Below are 20,624 nucleotides of genomic sequence, written 5' to 3'. Positions count from 1 at the left end.
CGATGACATGCGGCGAGGGAGGGAACCGATGCGGGTACGGAACTGGATCGCGGTGGTGGTCAGCTTGCTGTTGCTGGCGGCCGCCGGCGGCGTGGCCATCGTGGTGAACCGTTCGACGCTGAACGCGGCTGACACCGTGCACCGCGCCGACAGCACCGAGCTGGGCACCAACAACGCGATCCTGACCGGACAACTGCAGTTGCTCTCCGTCCAGGAGCTGGCGCAGGTGCTCGCCGAGCGCCCGCTGACCCTGGCCAAGAACGCCGCCGCCGACCGGGCCGTGCTGGTCGCGGCCGCCGCGAAGAGTTCGACCTTCCAGTACGGCATGCTCCTCACCGACCTGGAGGGGCACGTGCTCAACGCGAGCCGTGCCACCGGGCTGCCGGCCACCGACAACGCCGGCTGGGCAGCGATGCGCAAGCAGTTCGCCGCCGGCCAGAAGTACGGCTTCTCGTCGGTGATGACGGTGGACGGCGTCGCGCTCGCCGCCGTGGGGGTGCCGATTCTGACCAGCGGCTCCCCGGTCGGTTTCCTGATCGGTCTCAACCAGGTCGTAGCCACCTCGTTGCAGCACTACCTCGAGCAACTGTCCAACCCGAGTCATCGCGCCGACGTGATCGACAGCACCGGCAGGATCGCCGCGAGCAGCGTGCGCGCCCGGGTCGGTGCCCCGGCTGACACGGGGCTCGTCGCCGAGCTCCGTGGCGACGGAACCCGGCTCGTGGAGTACGACTCGGGCGACGTCACCATGGTCTCGATCGTGGCCGGGCTGCCGAGCGGCTACTCCTACGTCCGTACGCAGACGAAATCCTCGTTCTACGGCGCGGTGCACAGCCGCAGCCAGACGGTGAACTACACGTTGATCGCCATGTTGCTGATCGGTGTGGTCGGCATCTCGGTGCTCGGTTACCGCACCCAGATGCAGCGGCGCCGGGCGGACGAGCGGTTCCAGGCGCTGTTCCAGCACGCGCCGGACATCGTCACGGTCATCGACCGGGAAGGCCGGATGATCTTCACCAGCCCCGGCTCGTCGGCGATCCTCGGCTTCGAACACAGCCTGCTCAACGGGCACAGTGTCTTCGAGCTGGTGCACCCGGAGGATCAGCCGACGATGCGGGCGCGGCTGGAGTCGCTGCTCGCCGACTCGACCGGAGTGCTGCGCTTGCAGTGCCGGGTGCGCGCGGCGAGCGGGGACTACCGCTGGTTCGACTTCACCGCCTCCAATCAGCTGGCGAACCCGGCCCTGAACGGCGTGGTGATCAACGCCCGGGACGTCTCGGAGAACCGGGCGTTCCAGGAGCGGCTGGCGCACGAGGCCCAGCACGACGCGCTGACCGGTCTGCCGAACCGGCGCCGGATGCAGAACGCGCTCAGCTCGTCGCTGCGCCGGGACCCGGTGGCCGTGCTCTTCGTCGATCTGGACGGGTTCAAGCCGGTCAACGACAGGTTCGGGCACGAGGCCGGCGATGAACTGCTGCGTCAGGTTGCCGAGCGGCTGAGCGGCTGCATCCGGAGTGGCGACGTGCTGGCCCGGGTCGGCGGCGACGAGTTCGTGGTGCTGATGCCCGGCACGTTCGGCCCGGACGAGGCCGCGGCGATGTCGCACCGGGTGCGCACGGTGGTGGAGATGCCGTTCCCGATCGCCGGCCACTACGTCGACATCGGCGCCAGCGTGGGTGTCCACCTGGCCGCACCGGCGGAGGACCCGGACGCCGCGTTGCGTGCCGCGGACCACGCGATGTACGAGATCAAGCGCTCCGGCGGCGGCCGCGCGCTGACCCGGATGATGCAGCGGATCGGCCGGCACCGCGCGCCCGAGTGAGCCTCGGGGTCCGCTGCACCGGTCGACGGGCTGAATGACGTTCAGCAAAGTTAGTGCACACTGGGTGCATGAATTCCAAGGTGCTGTCCCGTCGGGACCTCGATTTCCTGCTCTACGAATGGCTCGACGTCCAAGCGCTGACCGGTCGGGAACGGTTCGCCGAGCACTCCCGCGAGACGTTCGACGCGTTCCTGGACGTGTCGCAGCAGATCGCCGAGCGGGACTTCGCGCCCCACAACCGCAAGAACGACCTGCACGAACCGACGTTCGACGGCAACCGGGTGGAGATGATCCCGGAGGTCTCGCACGCGCTGCGGGTCTTCGCCGAGTCCGGGCTGCTCGGCGCGACCATGGACGCCGAGCACGGTGGTCTGCAGCTGCCGCACGTGGTGCAGCGCGCCTGCTTCCTCTGGTTCCAGGCGGCGAACACCGCCTCCTCGGCGTACGCGATGCTCACCGGCGGCAACGCGCACCTGCTGCTCGCCCACGGCACCGAGGAGCAGATCCGCCGCTTCGTCCACCCGATGATCGAGGGCCGGTTCGCCGGCACGATGTGCCTCTCCGAGCCGCAGGCCGGTTCGTCGCTGAGCGACGTCACCACCAGGGCCGTCAAGCAGGCGGACGGCACCTACCGGGTCACCGGCGGCAAGATGTGGATCTCCGGCGGCGACCACGAGCTCACCGAGAACATCATCCACCTGGTCCTGGCCCGGGTGGCCGGGGCGCCGGCGGGGGTGAAGGGCCTGTCGCTGTTCATCGTCCCTAAGCTGGACCTGGCGACGGGGGAGCGGAACGGCGTCACGCTGGCCGGGCTCAACCACAAGATGGGCTACCGCGGCACCACCAACACGGTGCTGGCGTTCGATGACGCGGTCGGTGAGCTGGTGGGCGAGGAGGGCCGCGGCCTTCAGTACATGTTCCACATGATGAACGAGGCGCGGATCGGCGTCGGGTCCGGCGCGGTCGCTCTCGGTTACACCGGGTACCTGCACGCCCTCGCTTACGCTCGGGAGAGGCAGCAGGGCCGCCCGGTCACCGCCAAGGACCCACTGGCACCTCCGGTCCCGATCGTCGATCACCCGGATGTACGACGGATGCTGCTGGCCAGTAAGTCGTACGTCGAAGGCGGTCTCGCTCTCGTCCTTTACGCCGCGAAGCTGCTGGACCAGCCCTCGCCGGAGAACAGCCTGCTCCTCGACGTGCTCACCCCGATCGTCAAGGCCTGGCCGTCGCAGTGGTGCCGGCTCGCCGACGACCACGCCATCCAGATCCACGGCGGCTACGGCTACACCCGGGAGTATCCGGTCGAGCAGTTCTACCGGGACAACCGGCTCAACTCGATCCACGAGGGCACCGACGGCATCCAGGCGCTCGACCTGCTCGGCCGCAAGGTCACCCAGCAGGGCGGCGCCGGCCTGGCCCTGCTCCTCGACCGGATCCGGGCCACCGCCGCTTCGGCCCCCGCCGAGCTGGGTGTGCCGGTGCTGGCGGCCTGCGACCGGCTCGCCGCGACCACCGCCAAACTCTGGGCCGATCCGTCGACCGCGCTCGTCAACGCCACGGCGTACCTCGACGCCGCCGGTCACCTGGTGATCGCCTGGATGTGGCTGGAGCAGCTGAACGCCGCCGCGGACCGGGAAGGCGACTTCTACCAGGGCAAACGGCTGGCCGCGAGGTACTTCGTCACCCACGAGCTGCCCCGGATCGGCCCGATGCTGGACCTGCTCGACTCGGGTGACACGCTGCTTCTCGACCTTGACGACGCCTGGTTGGGATAGTTTCGACGCATGGCCGGTAAAGCCACCGTCATCGAAGTCGGCGACCACGAGGTCCGGGTCTCCAACCCGGACCGGGTCTACTTCCCGGAGCTCGGCGCCACCAAGCTCGACCTGGTCGAGTACTACCTGGCGGTGAGCGACGGGATCGTCCGCGCGCTGCGCGAGCGCCCCTGCATGCTGCACCGCTTCCCGGACGGCCTGGCCGGGGAGAAGGTGCACCAGAAGCGGGTGCCGAACGGCGCGCCGCCCTGGCTGGAGACGGTCCGGGTGAGGTTCCCGCGGTACAACCGGCACGCCGACGAGCTCTGCGTGACCAAACCGGCCGACGTGATCTGGGCGGTCCAGATGTCCACCGTGGAGTTCCATCCGTGGAACTCCCGGCGGGCGGACACCGAGAAACCGGACGAGTGGCGGATCGACCTGGATCCGATGCCGGACTGCCCGTTCGACACGGTCCGCCGGGTCGCCCCGATAGTCCGCGAGGTGCTTGACGAGCTCGGCATCGCCGGCTTCCCGAAAACCTCCGGTGGCAGGGGTCTGCACATCTACGTCCGGATCCAGCCGGAGTGGGGATTCTCGGAGGTACGCCGTGCCGCGCTCGCCTTCGCCCGCGAGGTCGAGCGCCGCGCCCCGCAGGACGTCACGACCACCTGGTGGCGCAAGGACCGGGACCCGAAAGCGCTGTTCATCGACTACAACCAGAACGCGCGCGACCACACGATCGCCAGCGCGTACTCGGTCCGCGGCGTCCCGCAGGCCACCGTCTCCACCCCGATCACCTGGGACGAGATCCCGGACGTCGACCCGCAGGCCTTCACCATCCGCACGGTCCCGGCCCGCTTCGCCGAGCTGGGCGACCTGCACGCCGCCATCGACGACGTGCACCACTCGCTGGACACGCTGCTGGAATGGGCCGACCTTGACGAGCAGGGCGGCCTCAGCGGGCCGGAGGAGTGACCCGGCCGGCGGTGCTCTCGCGGACGATCAGCCGGTGTGGGGCGCGTAGCTCGACCGCCGGCGGCGGGGTGGAGCTGCCGATCCGCAGCAGCAGCCGTTCGACCGCGGTGGTCGCGATCATCTCCTTGTCCGGGGAGATGGTGGTGACGCTCGGGTTCGAGTACCGCCCGTCCTCGATGTCGTCGTAGCCGATCACCGCCACGTCGTCGGGCACCCGCAGACCCCGGCTGACCAGGGTGCGGATGGCGCCGAGCGCGACCAGGTCGGAGTAGCAGAAGACGGCGTCCGGCGGATCCTCGAGGTCGAGCAGGTGGGCCATGGCCTGCGCGCCGTCCTTGCGGTTGAACCGGGGCGTACTGATGATCAGGTCTTCCCGGACGGTCAGGCCACGTGCCTGGAAGGCCTCGCGGAAGCCGCGGGTGCGGCGCTGGGCCGCCTCGCCGGTGGCGTACGGCTGGTCACCGATCGCGGCGACCCGCCGCCGGCCCAGGTCCAGCAGGTGTTCGGTGGCCTCGCGCGAGGCGGCCACGTCGTCTATGCCGATGTGGTCGAAGGTGCCGTCGCTGGTCCGCTCGCCGAGGATGACCAACGGCAGGTTCGGGTCGTGGTCGGCGAGGGCCTGCTGGTCGAGGCCGAGGGGGCTGAAGATGACGCCGTCGAAGAGCAGCCGGCGGGAGCCGTGCGCGATGAACGCGCGTTCGTGCTCGGGATCGCCGTCGGTCTGGTCGATCAAAACGTTGTAGCCGCGGGCCCGGGCCGTCCGGATCACGCTCTGCAGCAACTCGGAGAAGTACGGCGTGTCCAGGTAGGGCACCACCAGCGCGATCTGACCGGAGCGTCCCTGCGCCAGGTTGCGGGCCAGCACGTTGGGCCGGTACCCGAGTTCGTCCACCGCGCGCTGCACCCGGACCCGGGTTCGTTCGGTGACGTTCGCGTACCCGTTGACCACGTTGGAGACGGTTCGGCTGGAAACTCCGGCCAGTTCCGCGACGTCACGTAGCGTGACTTCTCGACGCAATGTGCCCCCTCCGCCCGCGCCAAGTTTCCGGCAGGTTACCCCTTGCCGTCGATTGGACGTCCGTGCATGCTGTTTTGCAGCGCTGCAAAATCGTAGCAACAACGTCCGCGAAGCAGTGAAGAACTGATTGGCCGACCCCCGGTGTGCCAGCACCGGAGGCCGGCTCTTCTGACCCGAACAACTGGATACGAAAATCTGCGAGGACCCAGTGAACGTCAGAAACTTTAGTGTACGACGCTCGGTGGTGGCGACAGTCGCGGCTGTGACCGCGCTGGCCCTCGCCGCGTGCAGCGGCGGTGGATCGGACGCCGACGCCGACAAACCCTCCGGCCCGGTGACCGTGAAGGTGTGGGCGTGGTACCCCTCCTTCCAGAAGATCGTCGACCTGTACAACTCCACGCACACCGACATCAAGATCGAGTGGACGAACGCCGGCGCGGGCCAGGACGAGTACACCAAGCTGCAGACCGCGCTCAAAGCCGGCAAGGGCGCGCCCGACGTGGTCATGCTCGAGTTCCAGGAGCTGCCCACCTACCAGCTCACCAAGCATCTGGTCGATATGGGTAAGTACGGCGCCAACGACCTGAAGGGTCAGTACGTCGACTGGGCGTGGAAGCAGGTCAGCACCGGTGACAAGGTCTACGCCATCCCGGTCGACGCCGGCCCGATGGCGATGCTCTACCGCGAGGACCTGTTCAAGCAGTACGGCCTGACCATCCCGAAGACCTGGGACGAGTACAAGGCCCAGGCCGAGAAGCTGAAGACCGCGTCCGCCGGCAAAGCCTTCATGACCGACTTCGGCGGCAACGACGGCGGCTTCATGACCGGCCTGATGTGGCAGGCGGGCAGCAAGCCGTACTCCTACGACACCGCGAACCCGTCGAACATCGGCATCTCGGTCAACGACGCCGGTGCCAAGCAGGTCATGACGTACTGGGAGGGCATGGTCAACTCCGGCCTCGCCGACACCAAGGCGTACGGCACGACCGACTTCTACAACGGTCTCGGCTCCGGCAAGTACGTCACCTACCTGGCCGCCGGCTGGGGCCCGGGCTACCTGGCCAGCGTGGCCAAGACGACCGCCGGCAAGTGGCGCGCGGCCCCGCTGCCGCAGTGGACCGCCGGCGGCAACGCGCAGGGTGACTGGGGTGGCTCGTCGTTCGCGGTGACCGACCAGGCGAAGAACCCGGAGGCGGCCACCAAGGTCGCGATGGAGATCTACGGAGCGAAGAACACCGACGCCTGGAAGATCGGTATCGACGAGGCCTACCTCTTCCCGACCGCGACCCCGGTGCTCGAATCGGACGCGTTCCTCAAGAAGAAGTACGACTTCTTCGGCGGCCAGACCGTCAACGACGTCTTCGTCCCCGCCTACAAGGCGATCCTGCCGTTCTCCTGGAGCCCGTTCAACAGCTACAACTTCAACCAGCTGACGACCGGGATCAACGGGGCCATCGAGAAGAAGACCTCGTGGACCGCCGCCCTCGACACCGCGCAGGCGAACGTCACCCAGTACGCCACCCAGCAGGGCTTCAAGGTTCAGTAGCAATGACCCAGGTGGAAACCAGGTCCGCGGCCGCTACTGCGGTCGCGGGTCCCCCCACGAAGAAGCGGCGGCATCTGCGTGAAGCCATGACCGGCTGGCTCTTCGTCCTCCCGTTCGTGGTGCTGCTTGTCGCGTTCCTGCTGCTGCCGATGGCGTACGCGTTCAAGCTGAGCCTCTACCGGTCCACCCTGATCGAGGGCGAGCACTTCGCGTTCCTCGAGAACTACACCCAGGCGTTCAAGGATCCGCTGGTCCGCGAGGGTGTGGTCCGGGTGATCGTGTTCGGGCTGGTGCAGACGCCGGTGATGATCGGTATCGCGCTGCTCGCGGCGCTGCTGATCGACCACGCCACCTCCCGGTTCTCGCGATTCTTCCGGCTCGCCGCCTTCGTTCCGTACGCGGTGCCGGTGGTCATCGGCACGCTGATGTGGGGCTTCCTCTACAGCGAGAACGTCGGGCCGTTCAACTCGCTCCTGCACATCGACTTTCTTTCCAGCGACGTCGTCCTCGCCTCGCTCGGCAACGTGGTGACCTGGCAGTGGGCCGGTTACAACATGATCGTGCTGTACGCGGCGCTGCAGGGCCTGCCACGTGAGGTGTACGAGTCGGCGCGCATCGACGGCGCCGGCCCGGCCCAGATCGCGTGGCGGATCAAGACCCCGATGATCTCCTCGGCGATCGTGCTGGCCACGCTCTTCACGATCCTGGGCACCCTGCAGTTCTTCACCGAGCCGCTGATCCTGCAGCCGCTCAACCCGGGCTCGATCACCCAGCACTACACGCCCAACGTTTACGCCTTCAACCAGGCGTTCTCGTTCCAGCAGTACAACTACTCGGCCGCGATCTCGTTCCTGCTCGGCGCGGTGGTCTTCGTCGGGTCGTACATCTTCCTCTTCGCGACCAGGAAACGGAGTGCGCTGTGAATCCGAGGTCCGAGCGCGCCGGGTTCGTACCGCACCTGGTCATGGGGCTGATGGCGGTCTACTTCCTACTGCCGTTCTGGTGGCTGCTGGTCGCCGCGACCAAGGACAACGACGGGCTGTTCCTCTCCGCGCCGCTGTGGTTCTCCGAGTTCCACCTGGTCGGCAACCTGAAGACGGTGTTCTCCCAGGAGAACGGGATCTACCTGGTCTGGCTGCGCAACTCCGCGCTGTACGCGCTGGTCAGCGGCGCCGGCGCGACCGCAGTCTCGGCGCTCGCCGGGTACGCCTTCGCGAAGCTGCGCTTCCCCGGTCGTACCAAACTGTTCGCTCTGCTCCTCGGCCTGATCATGGTGCCGGCGACCGCTCTGGTGCTGCCCACCTATCTGCTGATGTCGCAGGCCGGCCTGGTCGACTCGATCTGGGCGGTGATCCTGCCGTCGCTGCTCAACCCGTTCGGTGTCTACCTGCTGCGGGTCTACACCCACGAGTCGCTGCCGGACGAGATGCTCGAGGCGGCCCGGATCGACGGCGCCGGCGAGCTGCGGGTGTTCACCAGCGTCGCGCTGCCGGCGATGCGCCCGGCCCTGGTCACCGTGCTGCTCTTCTCGATGGTCGCGTCGTGGAACAACTTCTTCCTGCCCCTGGTGATGCTCAGCGACGACCATCTCTTCCCGCTGACGGTCGGCCTGCGTACCTGGTACATGTCCGCGACTCTCGGCAACGGCGGCGAGGCCCTCTTCAACGTCATCGTGACGGGCGCCCTGGTGGCCATCGTGCCGCTGATCGCCGCGTTCCTCCTCCTTCAGCGTTACTGGCGCGGTGGCCTGACCATCGGCGCGGTGAAGTGACGTCTGTCTAAGCGCTTCAGTAAGGAAAGAAATGCTTCGTGCGCGTGTCGCATTGAATCCGGCTGCCGTCGTGGCGCCCGTCAACCGCCGTACCTTCGGCTCGTTCGTGGAGCACATGGGTCGCTGTGTCTACACCGGCATCTACGAGCCGGGTCACCCGAGCGCCGACGAGGACGGCTTCCGCGCCGACGTGCTCGCGCTGGCCCGCGAGCTCGGGGTGACCATGGTTCGCTACCCGGGCGGCAACTTCGTCTCCGGGTACCGCTGGGAGGACGGCATCGGGCCGGCCGAGAAGCGCCCGCGCCGCCGTGACCTGGCCTGGCGCAGCATCGAGACGAACCAGGTCGGCATCGACGAGTTCGCCAAATGGGCGGAGAAGGCCGGCGTCGAGATCATGTACGCGGTCAACCTCGGCACCCGCGGTGTCCAGGAGGCGCTCGACGTGCACGAGTACCTCAACCACCCGGAGGGCACCGAACTCTCCGAGCGGCGGCGGGCGAACGGGGCGGAGAAGCCGTACGGCATCAAGATCTGGTGTCTGGGCAACGAGTTGGACGGCCCCTGGCAGACCGGGCACAAGACCGCCGAGGAGTACGGCCTGCTCGCCGCGGCCACCGCGCGGGCGCTCAAGTCCGCCGAACCGGATCTGGAGCTGGTCGCCTGCGGCAGCTCCAGCTCGTCGATGCCGACCTTCGGCTCCTGGGAGTCGACGGTGCTGGAGCACGCGTACGAGGCGGTCGACTACGTCTCCTGCCACGCGTACTACGAGGAGTACGACGGCGACCTCGGCTCCTTCCTGGCCTGCGCGACCGACATGGACCACTTCGTGAGCAGCATCGTCGCCACCGCGGACGCGGTCGGCGCGCGCCTGAAGAGCAAGAAGAAGATCAACATCTCGTTCGACGAGTGGAACGTCTGGTACCTGTCCCGCTTCCAGAACGCGCCGCCGCCGTCGGAGTGGGAGGTGGCCCCGCGCGTCATCGAGGACCGGTACAACGTCGCCGACGCCGTCGTGGTCGGCAACCTGCTGATCTCCCTGCTCCGGCACAGCGACCGGGTCACCGCGGCCTGCCAGGCCCAACTGGTCAACGTGATCGCCCCGATCATGACCGAGCCCGGCGGCCCGGCCTGGCGGCAGACCGTCTTCCACCCGTTCGCCCGCACCGCCGCGCTGGCCAAGGGCGACGTGCTGGAGACCCGCGTCGACTGCCCGACCTACCAGACCGCCCGGTACGGCGAGGCCGCCCTGATCGACGCGGTCGCCACCCACGATCCGGTGACCGGCGGCGTCACCCTCTTCGTCGTCAACCGCGACCAGGAGAACCCGGTCGAGCTGACCGTCGACCTCTCCGCCTTCGGCGCGGACCTTTCGGTCGCCGAGTCGGTCACCCTCACCGACGACGACGTCCGAGCCACCAACACCAAGGACGACCCGGAGCGCGTCACGCTCCGCCCGACCACCCAGATCCCGACCGGCGCGATCACGACCGGGGACGGCTCGGTCACGATCGCTCTGCCCCGGGTCTCCTGGACCGCCCTGCGCCTCACGCCCGCCTGACCACCCGGCCCGGACCGCGGCTGCCCGTGGTCCGGGCCGGCGTTCCTTCCTGCTGTCCGGGGCGGAGATCAGGAGGGTTGGTAGGACTCCCAGCGGGAGCGGGCGAGGTAGGACAGCCGGGCGCGCTTGTGGCCGAGATCGATCTCCGGGCCCAGTACGAAGCCCTGACGCTCCATCCGGGCGACCGCCCTCTCGTTGCGGACGTCCGGCTCGACGATGAGGCGCCGGGTGGCCGGGTCGCGGAACGAGAAGGCGAGCAGGGCCGGCATGGCGGCGCTGGTCAGGTGCGGCAGGTCCAGATCGCCGGCGGAGAACATCAGGTGTACGCCGAAGTCGCCCGGCTCGACCTCGTAGCACTCGCTGACCGGGTCGTGCTCCGGCTGGTAGGTCTGGAAGACGCCGACCGGCTGCTCGTCGATCAGCATCAGGTACGCGTGGTGGCTGTCCAGGCTGTCGACGAACGCGTAGATGTCGCGCACCTGCTCGACGGTGTGGTCGAGCATGCCCCAGAAACGGTTCCGCGGCTGGATCACCCACGAGTGCACCACTTCGGCGTGCGCTACCGGGTCGAGCGGGATCAGGCTGAACTCGCCCAGGCCGGGGAGTTTCTGGGTAAAGACGGCGGTCATCACGGCTCCTGAGGTGAGATGCAGACGGTCCCAGTCGGTGATCAGGGGGACCAGGTCGCCGTTCGCCCAGAGCGGGAGCTGGTCCAGGAAGTGCGGCGAGTCCGGGGCGTCGACCGCGCCGAACGGCACGACCCACCGGCTGCGCTGCCGGTCCGCGAGGTCCCACACGTAACGGGCGACCGGGCCGCGCCAGCAGAGGTCGCTGACGCCCGGGACGCTGGACGTGTTGAGCACGCAGTCGGCCGAGCCGCCGAGCTCGACACGGGGTGGCTCGCACTCCAGGCCGGGCAGGACGAGCGGGTACAGCAGGTGCCGCGAACCCCAGGTCCCGGCCTGCGCCGGCTCCTCATCGACGAGATCGACGGGATTGACTAGATCGGAAATGGACAGCCCGAGCCCGGCGAGCACCCCGTCCAGCGCGTGACCGATCCGGGCGCGCGGATCGGTCCAGGGCGCGAAGAGCGGGTCGTGGCCGTGGCCGGCGAAGAGCGGCGCGAGGGCCGGATGCTCGTGCAGCCGGCGGGCCGCCGCGGATCGCCGGGCCGCGAGTCGCCCCGCGTCGAGCGAGCCGGCGGGCATCGAGGTGTCCAGGTGGATCTTCTCGGGCGGGAAGCCGGCGTCGAGGAGTTCCCGGATCCGGCGGGCGCGGCCCGGCGGCGAGAAGTCCACACCGTACGGTTCGGTGTCCGGCCGTCGATCGTTGGCGTTGACCGCACTGGCCGCCGCGGCCCGGAAGGGCGGGACCCAGCCGGGCTTCCATTCGTGCCGTGGCTCCCAGGCGGGGACCGGGACCTGCCGGTTGCGGTCGTCCCGTAGCGGCACCCGGCCGGCCGTGAGCTGCAGCAGCCTCCCGCCGCTGTCGGCGACCAGGACGCTGTTGACCGGCTCCACCCAGCCGGCGAACGCGTCGGCCACCTCGTCGGCGGTCGTCGCCCGCAGCAGCGGGAGCAGGGCGTCGAAGCCGAGGTCGGACGCGACCCGGGCGGGGGTGCGCAGGCTCAGGTCGCCGTCGATCACCGGGCCCCGCGCGGTCTCGACGACGTCGACGACGACCGGGTCGCCGTCCCGTACCGAGATCGTCTCCTGATGCCGGTGGACCGGCTCCCAGCCGGCCGGGCCCCGGGCCTGGAGCCCCTCCGGCGTCTCCCGGAGCTCTTCGAAGTAGAGGTCCTGGTAGTCGGCCATGGCGTTGGTGACCGCCCAGGCCACCGAGCCTGCGTGGCCGAAGTGCTGCACCCCGGGCACGCCGGGGAAGGTCAGCCCGGCCACGTCGAACTCCGGGCAGGCAAGCCGGATCTGCTGGTAGACGCCGGGCAGTTCGAGCAGCCGGTGCGGGTCGCCGGCGATCTCGCCGGGCACCGCCCAGGCGTTGCTGCCGGAGCCGCCCGGCCCCTCGATCGCGAACCAGTCGGCCGCGGCGGGGCCGAGCGTCCGTTCGACGTGCGCGCGCCACAACTTGTTGGGGAACGTCCCGAACAGGATGTGCTGCACCTGGAAGACGCCGAGCGACGACCACGGATGCCACTCGATCCCGGCGGAGCGCACGCCGTCCGCGTAGGACGTCAGGAAGCTCCGGGTCTCCTCGGAGAGCAGCGCGAAGCAGCGCCGTGCGGTGCTGTCGAGCCGGACCCGCCGGGCGAACCGGTCCCACGGGACCTCGGCCGGGCCGGCGACCGACGCCAGCCGCCCCTCCGAGCGCAGGCGCTCGACGACGAGCTGCCGCCCCCGATCGGAAGCGGTCACCCGCCCCTGCAGGTAGGCCAGCTCGGCGACCGAGGCGGCGCGCAGGTGCGGGATCCCGTAGTCGTCGCGGTAAAGCCTCATCCGAAGACGGCGATCGGATTCTCCAGCTCACCCGCGAAGATCAGCGAGCCGGCCTGGTCGGTCAGGTCCACCATCTGCAGCGTGTTCCGCAGCTGGAGCCGGTTCAGGCAGGAGTGCTTGAACGTCGGCCGCAGCAGGTCGAGCCGCCCGGCGAGGTCGGGGTGGTCCTTGGCGTGCGCGCGCACGCAGTCCCCGGCGAGGGTCCAGAACTCGCGCTCCGGCAGCACCCCGTCGACCGCCAGGATCCCGGCCAGGTGCCGGAGGAACCCGTCGAAGACGTCGGTGAAGAGGGCGAGCTCCTTGATCTCGGTGCTGACGTCGATCCGGATCCGCTCCACCTCGGGCGGCAGCGGCTGGTCGTTCATCACCGCCACCTCCTCGCCGATGTCCTTCATGAACACCCGGCGCGGTACGTGGTTCTCCAGGACCAGGATCAGGTTCTCGCCGTGCGGCATGAAGGCCAGCTCGTGCTTGAGCAGGCAGTGCACGATCGGCCGCAGGTAGGCCCGGAAGTATCCGGCGACCCACTCGTCCGCACTGACGTCCGACGCCCGGATCAGCTCGGTGACCAGGGCGTTTCCGTCCCGGTCGCGGTGCAGGAGGCTGGCCATGGTGGCGAGCCGCTCGCCCGGCGCGAGCTGCGGCACGGGCGACTCGCGCCAGAGCGCGGCGAGCATCTTCGTGTACGCGCTGGGCGTGCCCGTCCGGTGGTAGGCGTCGCCGGTGTAGCCGACGGAGGCGATCTCCCGAAGCACCCCGAAGCCGTTGGCGCGCAGCTCCTCGTCGCCGTCGACCAGCGCCTTGACCCACTCGTTGATCGGCGGCGTGGCCTGCATGTACTTCGGCGAGAGCCCGCGCAGGAAGCCCATGTTCTGCACCGCGATCGCGGTCTTCACGTAGTGCCGCTCGGGCCGGTCGACGTTGAAGAACGTGCGGATCGACTGCTGCGCGCGGTACTGGTCGTCGCCCTCGTCGAGCGGCACGATCGCCCGCCGGGCCACGTCCGCGGCGAACGTCACGGTGACCTTGTGCTCCCACTGCCACGGGTGCACGGGCAGGTAGCGGTAGTCGTCCGGGTTCAGGCCGTGCCCACGCAGCTGTCTTTCGTACCGGGAAAGGGTCTCCGGTCCGAATTCGGCGAGGTAGTGCTCGCGCTCGTCGCCGGCGGTGACGAACAGGCTCTCGTCCTTGCGGACCGCCACCCAGCGCAGGCGGACCGGCTGCCCGGCCTCCGGGGCGTACGCCTCATGGTCCTTGAGACCGAAACCGATCCGCCCGTTGTTGGCGACGAAGCCGGGGTGCCCCTCGGTCATCGCCGCCTCGATGGTCTGAAACTGCTTGACGGGATCGGCGGCGTGCACGAGTTGTTCCACGGTCTCCCGGCGATGGGTGACCTTCCACGCGGTGCCGGCCAGCGTCGCCGAGATCTCCTCGAGGTACGTCCCGAGCAGCTTCTCCGGGATGCCGAGCGTCTCCCGCAGCCCGGTGATGAACTCCAGCGCGTCGAGCGGCCCTTCCAGGGAGTCCGCGTCGACCACCCAGTGCTCCAGCGCGAACCGCTGCGCGGTGAAGGTCAGCTCGCCGAGCCGGTAGCGGCCGGGGCTCTCGGGCACGGGCGAGATGAGCCGCTCGTGACTGAATTCGGCGATCGCCTTCGCGATCAGGCGACGGTGGGCGTACGCGATCGCGGCGGGCCGCAGGTGCGGCGCGCTCATCTCGTACGCGGTCCGGGTGCAGAAGCTCAGCCGCGCCACCTTGTCGCGCAGCTGGACGTGCTTCTCCTCGACGAAGCCGGCCTCGGCGTTCTTCCGCGCGATCGCCTCGTTGCGCACGTCCGGCTCGACGACCACGCGGTCGATCCGCGGGTCTGCGAAGCAGAAGTCGAGCACCGCGCGCATCACCGCCGAAGTGGTCCCGGCGCGCTGCCCGCCGGCCGGCGGCGCGACCAGCACGTGCATGCCGAGGTCACCGGCCCGCACCGGGTAGTGCTCGGCGAGTTCGCTGTGCGCGGGCTCGTAGGTCTCGGCCAGGAACAGCGGGGTGCCGTCGTCGTCGAGCCCCAGCCACGCGTGGTGGTGCGGGTTGTCGGCGATCTTCCGGTACTCGTCGCGGACTCGCTGCGTGTCGGCGCTCTGCAGGCCCCAGAAGTGCGAGCGGGGGTGGGTCACCCACCGGTGCAGCAGGTCCAGGTCGCGGTCGAGATCGAGGGGTACGAGGTTCATGACGTCACCAGGTGTCGGGGGAGGTCGGCGGTGGGGGCGCCGAACTGCTGGAAGGCGATCCGTTCCTCGATCGGGTAGATCTCCCGGCCGGTCAGGCCCTTGAGGATCACCGAGTTCCGGTACGGCCCCATGCCCAGGTCCGGCGCGGTGAGGCTGTGCGTGTGCTCCTCGGCGTTCTGCACGAAGATCTCGTCGCCGGCCGTGTCGATCGAGTAGTCGACGGCCACATCGAAGCGGCCACGCGCGTCCCAGTTGATCCGGTCGCGGACCGGGTCCAGGAACGACGGCACGCGGGCGGCGTACCCGGTGGCGAGGACCAGGCCCTGGGTGCCCGCGGTGAACGAGCGGCCCTGCTCCAGGTGGTTGAGCGCGAGTGTGTACCGCCCGGCCGCCTCGTCCCAGATCACGCCCGCAAGCTCCACGCCGGGGAACAGGGTGGTCGGGACCGGGCCGTCGAGGCTCTTCGCGTAGAGCGTCTCGTAGATGGCGTCGACCAGGTCCCCGCTGATGCCCTTGTAGAGGTTGCGCTGCTCACGGCCGAGCCGGTCGCGGGTCTCCATCGGCAGCGAGTGGTGGTAGCGGATGTACTCCGGAGAGGTCATCTCCAGGGTCAGCTTGGTGTACTCCATCGGGAAGTACCGCGGCGACCGGGTGATCCAGCTCAGGTGGTAGCCGTACGTGTCGATGTCGGCGAGCAGGTCGTGGTAGATCTCGGCCGCGCTCTGCCCGCTGCCGACCACCGTGATCGAGTCCAGGGACTGCAGCCGCTCCTTGTTGGGGAGGTAGTCGGCGCTGTGCACGTACGGCCCCTGGTCGGCGACGGCCGGGACGCGCGGGGTGGTGCCGATGCCGAGCACCAGTTTGCGGGCCCGGAACGTCTCGCCACCGGTGTGCACCAGGTAGGCCTCACCGTCGTGGGTGACCGTCTGGACCCGGGTGTTCCAGCGGATCGAGCGCAGCTGCCCGGCGACCCACTTGCAGTACGCGTTGTACTCGGCGCGCAGCGGGAAGAAGCTCTCCCGGATGTAGAACGGGTACAGCCGGCCGACCTGCTTGAGGTAGTTCAGGAAGCTGAACCGTGAGGTCGGGTCGGCCATGGTGACGAGGTCGGCCAGGAACGGCACCTGGATGGTGACGCCGTCGATCATCAGGCCGGGATGCCAGTCGAAATCGGGCCGCTGCTCGAGGAAGATTCCGTCGATCTCGGGCCGGTCCTCGGTGAGGGCGGCGAGGCCCAGGTTGAACGGGCCGACGCCGATCGCTACGAAGTCGTACGTTCTCATCAGACCGTCACCGCCGTCTCGGTGCGCGTACTCGACATGTCCTGACCGGTGCTCCGGATCAGGTCCAGCACCTCGCTCAGGTGCACCATCGTGGTGTTCGGGTTGAGCAGGGTGAACTTCAGCCAGTAGTGGCCGTCGATCTTGGTGCCGGCGACGATCGCCTGACCGCCGTAGAAGAGCCGCTGCCGCAGCCGGGGCATCAGGTCGTCGCACTCGGCGACGGTCATCCCGTCCGGCCGGAACCGGAAGAGCACGGTGCTCAGCGTCGGCTCGGCCAGCGCCTCGAAATCCGGGTCCGCCACGATCACGCCGTGGATCTCGCGCGCCCGGTCCACCACCGTGTCGAACATGTCGCCGATCTGCTCGGAGCCCATGGTCCGCAGGGTCATCCAGAGCTTGAGCGCGTCGAACCGCCGCGTGGTCTGCAGGCTCTTGTCCACCTGGTTGGGGACGGTCGCGGTGCGCGGGTTCAGGTAGTCGGCGTGCACCGCGATCCGGCGTAGCGTCTCGCCGCGGCGGACCACGATCGCGCTGCAGCTGACCGGCTGGAAGAAGCTCTTGTGGAAGTCGACGGTCACCGAGTCGGCCCGTTCGATGCCGTCCAGCAGGTGCCGGCGGCGGGGGGAGACGAGCAGGCCGCAGCCGTACGCGGCGTCGACGTGGAACCAGATCCCCTGGTCCTCGCAGATCGCGGCGATCGCCTCGACCGGGTCGATGCGGCCCAGGTCGGTGGTGCCGGCGGTGGCGACCACGGCCATCGGGCGGTCGCCGGCGCGGCGGACCTCGTCGATCGCCGCGGCCAGGGCGACCGGGTCCATCCGGCCGGTGCTGTCGGTGGCGACGCCGACCACCGCGTCCGCGGTCATGCCGAGGATGCCGGCCGACTTGCTGACGCTGAAGTGGCTCTGGGTGGTGGCGAAGATCCGCAGCTTGGGGAGGTCCGCCTCGCGGTCGCGACCGTCGAGCGCCTCCTCCCGGGCCAGCAGCAGCCCCTGCAGGTTGGACTGGGTGCCGCCGCTGGTGAAGACGCCGTCCGCCCCGGGGCCGAAGCCGATCCGGCCGGCGGTCCAGTCGATCAGCCGGCGTTCGATCAGGGTGGCGGTGGCGCTCTGGTCCCAGGTGTCGACCGACGAGTTGACCGCGGCGATCAGCACCTCGGCGCTGAGCGCGGGGATGGCGACCGGGCAGTTCAGGTGGGCGACGTAGGTCGGTTCGTGGAACCAGACCGCGTTGTCCAGGTAGAGCCGGGCGACCTCGTGCAGGGCCGCGCCGGTGTCACCGAGCGGGAGGTCCAGGTCGACGGCGTCGACCTGCTCCTGGAGGTCGGCCACGGTGGCGCCGGAGTACGGCTGTCGCACCGCCTTCACCCGGTCGGCCAGCAGCGCTGACGCGTGCCACACCCCGGACGTGTAGCCGTCCAGCGTGGACCGGGAGAACAGATGCGGGGACACGGGTCCGTCCAACACGGGCCTCCTAATAAGGCAAACCTAACCTAACTTGAGGGCAGGCTAACCGGCTCGACATAAATGTGAAACTTCGGCCCCGCCGCTCGGCGCCCGATTCGCACGGGGTATGACCCGCTTCCTGCGCAATCAAGAGTCGCCGGGAATGCAAGCGTGACGATGCACACAAAGCTGGAGCCCGCCGCTCGTGCGACGGGCTCCAGCGGTGGGAAACGGTCAGAACGCGGTGAGTGTGATCCCGGCGGTGCGCGGATCGCCGTCGTGGACCAGCGACTCGGACCGGATCTCAGGAGGCCGGGCGGTACGCCACCTCGGGATCGAGCAGCGGAGCCCAGGAAGGACGCCACCGGGTGTGGCGACCCTCCACCTCCTCCTGGAGGTTGGTGCGCCACGGGCCGGAGACGCCGTCGTCGTGCCACCAGGCCGGCCACGAGTCGTAGCAGCGTTCGACCTGGTAATTCGTGGCGGTGGTCTCCACCCGCAGGAAGAGCCAGCGGCCGTACCGCGGATCGGACTCGGCCCGGCGCAGGGCGCGGACCAGTTCGGTGAGCCGGCGGAAGGCGGCGTACCGTTCCTCGCCCGGCCGGTCACCCGGCGGGTGCGCGCCGGACTGCGAGCTGAAACTGGTCGCGTCCGCGTACACCAGCAGCGAGCACCGTCCGTCCCCGCCCGGCGCGCGCTCCTGGAGCCAGCGCACCAGCGTGGCGAGCTCATCGGTGTCCGGTGGAGCGGGGCGGCCCAGCTCGGCCGACTCGTGCATGGCGGCCCAGACCAGCCGGTCGTGCTCGCCCTGGCTGAGCCGGCGGATCCGGCGCATCGGCGGGCGCTGCCCCGGCTGGATCCGCGGCGGCCGGGTGCCCGGGGTGATCCCGCCCCGGTCCGCGGCGGCGAGCGCGGCGACGATGTCCGCGGTGTCGCCGAGCAGCGCGGCGAGACGGTTCGCGTCGACCTCGCCACGGACGGCGGCGTGCAGCAGGCCGGCGGCGATCTCCCGGAGGCCCGGCCGGTCGGCCGGGGTGCCGAGGGCGCGCAGCGCGGCCGTCGTCTGCTCCTCGGTGAGCAGCGGCGTGAGCAGCTCGGCCGAGCCGTCCCCGGAACGGTGCTGGTAACGCACCCGCGACCAGCGGCCGTTCTCGTGCCAGATCACGAAGCCCAGCCGGTCACCCTCGGCCAGCGCGGTCAGGTCGGCCCAGGGCAGCCAGTCCGGCGCGCCGGTCAGCGGGTCGGTGGCCGGATCGGCGGAGGTCGCCGCGTGGTGTTCGAGATGGGTGCCGTACAGCACCGCCCGGCGGCCGTCGAGCAGGGCGAAGCGGGTCCAGCCGGTGTCCGGGTCGTCCCGCCGGGCGCCGCGCTCGTCGACGGACCACAGCTCGCCTCGGTGAATGCCGGTCATCGCGGCAGTCAGCGCCGCCCAGCGGGTCCAGAGCAGTCCGGGCGCGGGTAGGTCCACGTCGGTCAGCATCAGTCCACTGTGCCAAATGTCGTCGGGTCGCTGTCACCCACGGGGTCCGGGAGACTCTCGACGGGGCTCAGCGGAGGCGGGGAAGCTCGTCCTGTGCGGCGGAGAGCCAGTCCAGAGCGTATTCCAGGTCGGCCGCGGCGCCACGCCGGCGGTACGACCGGTCGGCCCGGGCGGACGCGGCGCAGGACTCGATGGTGCGGCGCGTGACGGCGTACAGGAAAGGGTCGTCGATCGGAGCGGGCGTGTCGGCCGCGTGCCGGGCCCGGCGGATCCGCAACCGGCGCAGCCCGGCACGGATCGCGTACGCCGCCCAGACGGCCGCGACCGCGATCCCGGCCAGCGGCAGCGGCCGCGCCGGGTCCGGCACCAGGAGCAGCAGCGGCAGCGCCACCAGCAGGCCGGCGGCCGCGACCGCCAGCACCGTCGGACCGTCCGTGACCCGCGGGGCCACCCGGTAGCGGGCGGCGGCGGTGAGCACCTCGCGGCGAACCTGGCCGAGCCGGGCGAAGCCCACCCGGTCAGGGCGGTCGGCGGTCCAGTCCCGGCACTGTGCGTCGCGGATCGCTTCGGCCAGCCCCCGGTCGAGGCGGCGGAGCCGGGGCGCGACACCCCCGGCGAACGGATCGTCCCGGCTCAAGACCAGTCCTTCGACAGATCGTCCAGATACCGTTCCAGGCAGTCGATCGCCTGGCAGAGCAGCAGGTCCGCCTCGGCGATCCGGGCCAGCGCCGGATCCCCGCTCAGCGCCCGTCGCAGCGCGGGCACCCGCCAGTTCGCCCGGCCGGCCCGCCGCAGCCCCATCGAGACCAGCCGGACCCGGGCCCGCTCCAGCGCGAGGGGCACCTCGACCAGCCCGGGGCCGGGTACCTTCGGCGCCGCCGGCCGGACCGGGGCGACCTCCCGGCGGCGTAGCAGCCCGGTCACCTGGAACGCCACGGCCAGCAGCAGGGCGGCGAGGACGAGCGCCACGACCAGACCGCCACCGGCCGCCCGGGCGAGCGCGGCGGACCCCGCCGCCACCCCCGCCGTGACCACCGTCGTGATCAGCACGTTCACCGGCCCGGACCGGCGCCCGGGCACCGTGGCCAGCACCGCGTCCGCGGCGGCCAGCCGGCCGCACGCCGAGCGGATCCAGAACTGGTCCAGGTCGTCGGCGGTCCGGACGATCTCGTCGAACCCGTCCGCGATCAGCGCGCGCACGGCACCCAGGTCGGTGTACGGCGCGCGGACCGGCGACATACTTGCAGCGTCGCACGATGTGGCGAATGTGAACTGTCGGGTTTCCGCACGC

15 protein-coding genes are annotated in these 20,624 nt (G+C 70.0%); 7 read left to right on the top strand and 8 right to left on the bottom strand.

From position 1 onward, the window contains the following. Positions 1 to 28: 28 nt before the first annotated feature. The 3 genes from CHC09_RS01185 to ligD all read left to right on the top strand — a co-directional run bounded on the left by CHC09_RS01185 (position 29) and on the right by ligD (position 4,557). The gene (locus tag CHC09_RS01185; RefSeq protein ID WP_089291054.1) at positions 29 to 1,822 is read left to right on the top strand and encodes a sensor domain-containing diguanylate cyclase; all 1,794 of its coding nucleotides are present in this window, start codon (positions 29 to 31) and stop codon (positions 1,820 to 1,822) included. 68 nt (positions 1,823 to 1,890) lie between these two features. Next, positions 1,891 to 3,600, top strand: coding sequence for an acyl-CoA dehydrogenase (locus tag CHC09_RS01180; RefSeq protein ID WP_089291053.1), 1,710 nt, complete (start codon positions 1,891 to 1,893; stop codon positions 3,598 to 3,600). 9 nt (positions 3,601 to 3,609) lie between these two features. Next, positions 3,610 to 4,557, top strand: a complete 948-nt coding sequence (ligD, locus tag CHC09_RS01175; protein WP_089291052.1) for a non-homologous end-joining DNA ligase — start codon at positions 3,610 to 3,612, stop codon at positions 4,555 to 4,557. Here ligD and CHC09_RS01170 read toward each other — a convergent pair. Beyond that, a complete protein-coding gene (locus CHC09_RS01170; RefSeq protein ID WP_089291051.1) occupies positions 4,538 to 5,575 on the bottom strand; it encodes a LacI family DNA-binding transcriptional regulator in 1,038 nt (345 codons plus the stop codon). The genes ligD and CHC09_RS01170 overlap by 20 nt on opposite strands. A gap of 262 nt (positions 5,576 to 5,837) precedes the next feature. Here CHC09_RS01170 and CHC09_RS01165 point away from each other — a divergent pair, with 262 nt between their 5' ends. Genes CHC09_RS01165 through arfA form a run of 4 tightly spaced genes read left to right on the top strand, consistent with a single transcriptional unit; the run spans position 5,838 to position 10,450 of the window. Continuing rightward, positions 5,838 to 7,121 carry an ABC transporter substrate-binding protein gene (locus CHC09_RS01165; protein WP_143232182.1) on the top strand — a complete coding sequence of 428 codons (1,284 nt, stop codon included), beginning with the start codon at positions 5,838 to 5,840 and terminating at the stop codon, positions 7,119 to 7,121. Between the two features lie 2 nt (positions 7,122 to 7,123). After that, complete coding sequence (locus CHC09_RS01160) at positions 7,124 to 8,044, top strand: carbohydrate ABC transporter permease (protein WP_089291049.1); 921 nt, start codon at positions 7,124 to 7,126, stop codon at positions 8,042 to 8,044. Beyond that, entirely contained in the window at positions 8,041 to 8,892 is an 852-nt protein-coding gene (locus tag CHC09_RS01155; RefSeq protein WP_239138107.1) for a carbohydrate ABC transporter permease, read from the top strand. Before CHC09_RS01160 ends, CHC09_RS01155 begins: the two co-directional genes overlap by 4 nt. Positions 8,893 to 8,923: 31 nt before the next feature. After that, on the top strand, positions 8,924 to 10,450 hold the full coding sequence (gene arfA, locus CHC09_RS01150) for an arabinosylfuranosidase ArfA (RefSeq protein WP_089291048.1): 1,527 nt from the start codon (positions 8,924 to 8,926) through the stop codon (positions 10,448 to 10,450). A gap of 68 nt (positions 10,451 to 10,518) precedes the next feature. Here arfA and CHC09_RS01145 read toward each other — a convergent pair whose 3' ends face one another. The 7 genes from CHC09_RS01145 to CHC09_RS46065 form a co-directional block, all read right to left on the bottom strand. Then, on the bottom strand, positions 10,519 to 12,903 hold the full coding sequence (locus tag CHC09_RS01145) for a GNAT family N-acetyltransferase (RefSeq protein WP_089291047.1): 2,385 nt from the start codon (positions 12,901 to 12,903) through the stop codon (positions 10,519 to 10,521). Next, positions 12,900 to 15,125 carry a GNAT family N-acetyltransferase gene (locus CHC09_RS01140; protein WP_089291046.1) on the bottom strand — a complete coding sequence of 742 codons (2,226 nt, stop codon included), beginning with the start codon at positions 15,123 to 15,125 and terminating at the stop codon, positions 12,900 to 12,902. The genes CHC09_RS01145 and CHC09_RS01140 overlap by 4 nt, the downstream gene beginning before the upstream one ends. Then, positions 15,122 to 16,408: a lysine N(6)-hydroxylase/L-ornithine N(5)-oxygenase family protein gene (locus tag CHC09_RS01135; RefSeq protein ID WP_089291045.1), complete on the bottom strand. Its 1,287-nt coding sequence runs from the start codon at positions 16,406 to 16,408 to the stop codon at positions 15,122 to 15,124. Before CHC09_RS01135 ends, CHC09_RS01140 begins: the two co-directional genes overlap by 4 nt. Beyond that, complete coding sequence (locus CHC09_RS01130) at positions 16,408 to 17,874, bottom strand: pyridoxal phosphate-dependent decarboxylase family protein (protein WP_203833027.1); 1,467 nt, start codon at positions 17,872 to 17,874, stop codon at positions 16,408 to 16,410. Before CHC09_RS01130 ends, CHC09_RS01135 begins: the two co-directional genes overlap by 1 nt. A 283-nt stretch (positions 17,875 to 18,157) precedes the next feature. Further along, positions 18,158 to 19,333: a hypothetical protein gene (locus tag CHC09_RS01125; protein WP_089291043.1), complete on the bottom strand. Its 1,176-nt coding sequence runs from the start codon at positions 19,331 to 19,333 to the stop codon at positions 18,158 to 18,160. A gap of 67 nt (positions 19,334 to 19,400) precedes the next feature. Next, positions 19,401 to 19,970, bottom strand: a complete 570-nt coding sequence (locus tag CHC09_RS46070; RefSeq protein WP_179276912.1) for a hypothetical protein — start codon at positions 19,968 to 19,970, stop codon at positions 19,401 to 19,403. Then, on the bottom strand, positions 19,967 to 20,572 hold the full coding sequence (locus CHC09_RS46065) for a hypothetical protein (protein ID WP_089291041.1): 606 nt from the start codon (positions 20,570 to 20,572) through the stop codon (positions 19,967 to 19,969). The genes CHC09_RS46070 and CHC09_RS46065 overlap by 4 nt, the downstream gene beginning before the upstream one ends. Positions 20,573 to 20,624: the final 52 nt, after the last annotated feature.

The organism is Actinoplanes regularis (assembly GCF_900188005.1).
GTDB lineage: Bacteria > Actinomycetota > Actinomycetes > Mycobacteriales > Micromonosporaceae > Actinoplanes > Actinoplanes regularis.
This window is presented reverse-complemented; position numbering and strand designations above follow the sequence as displayed.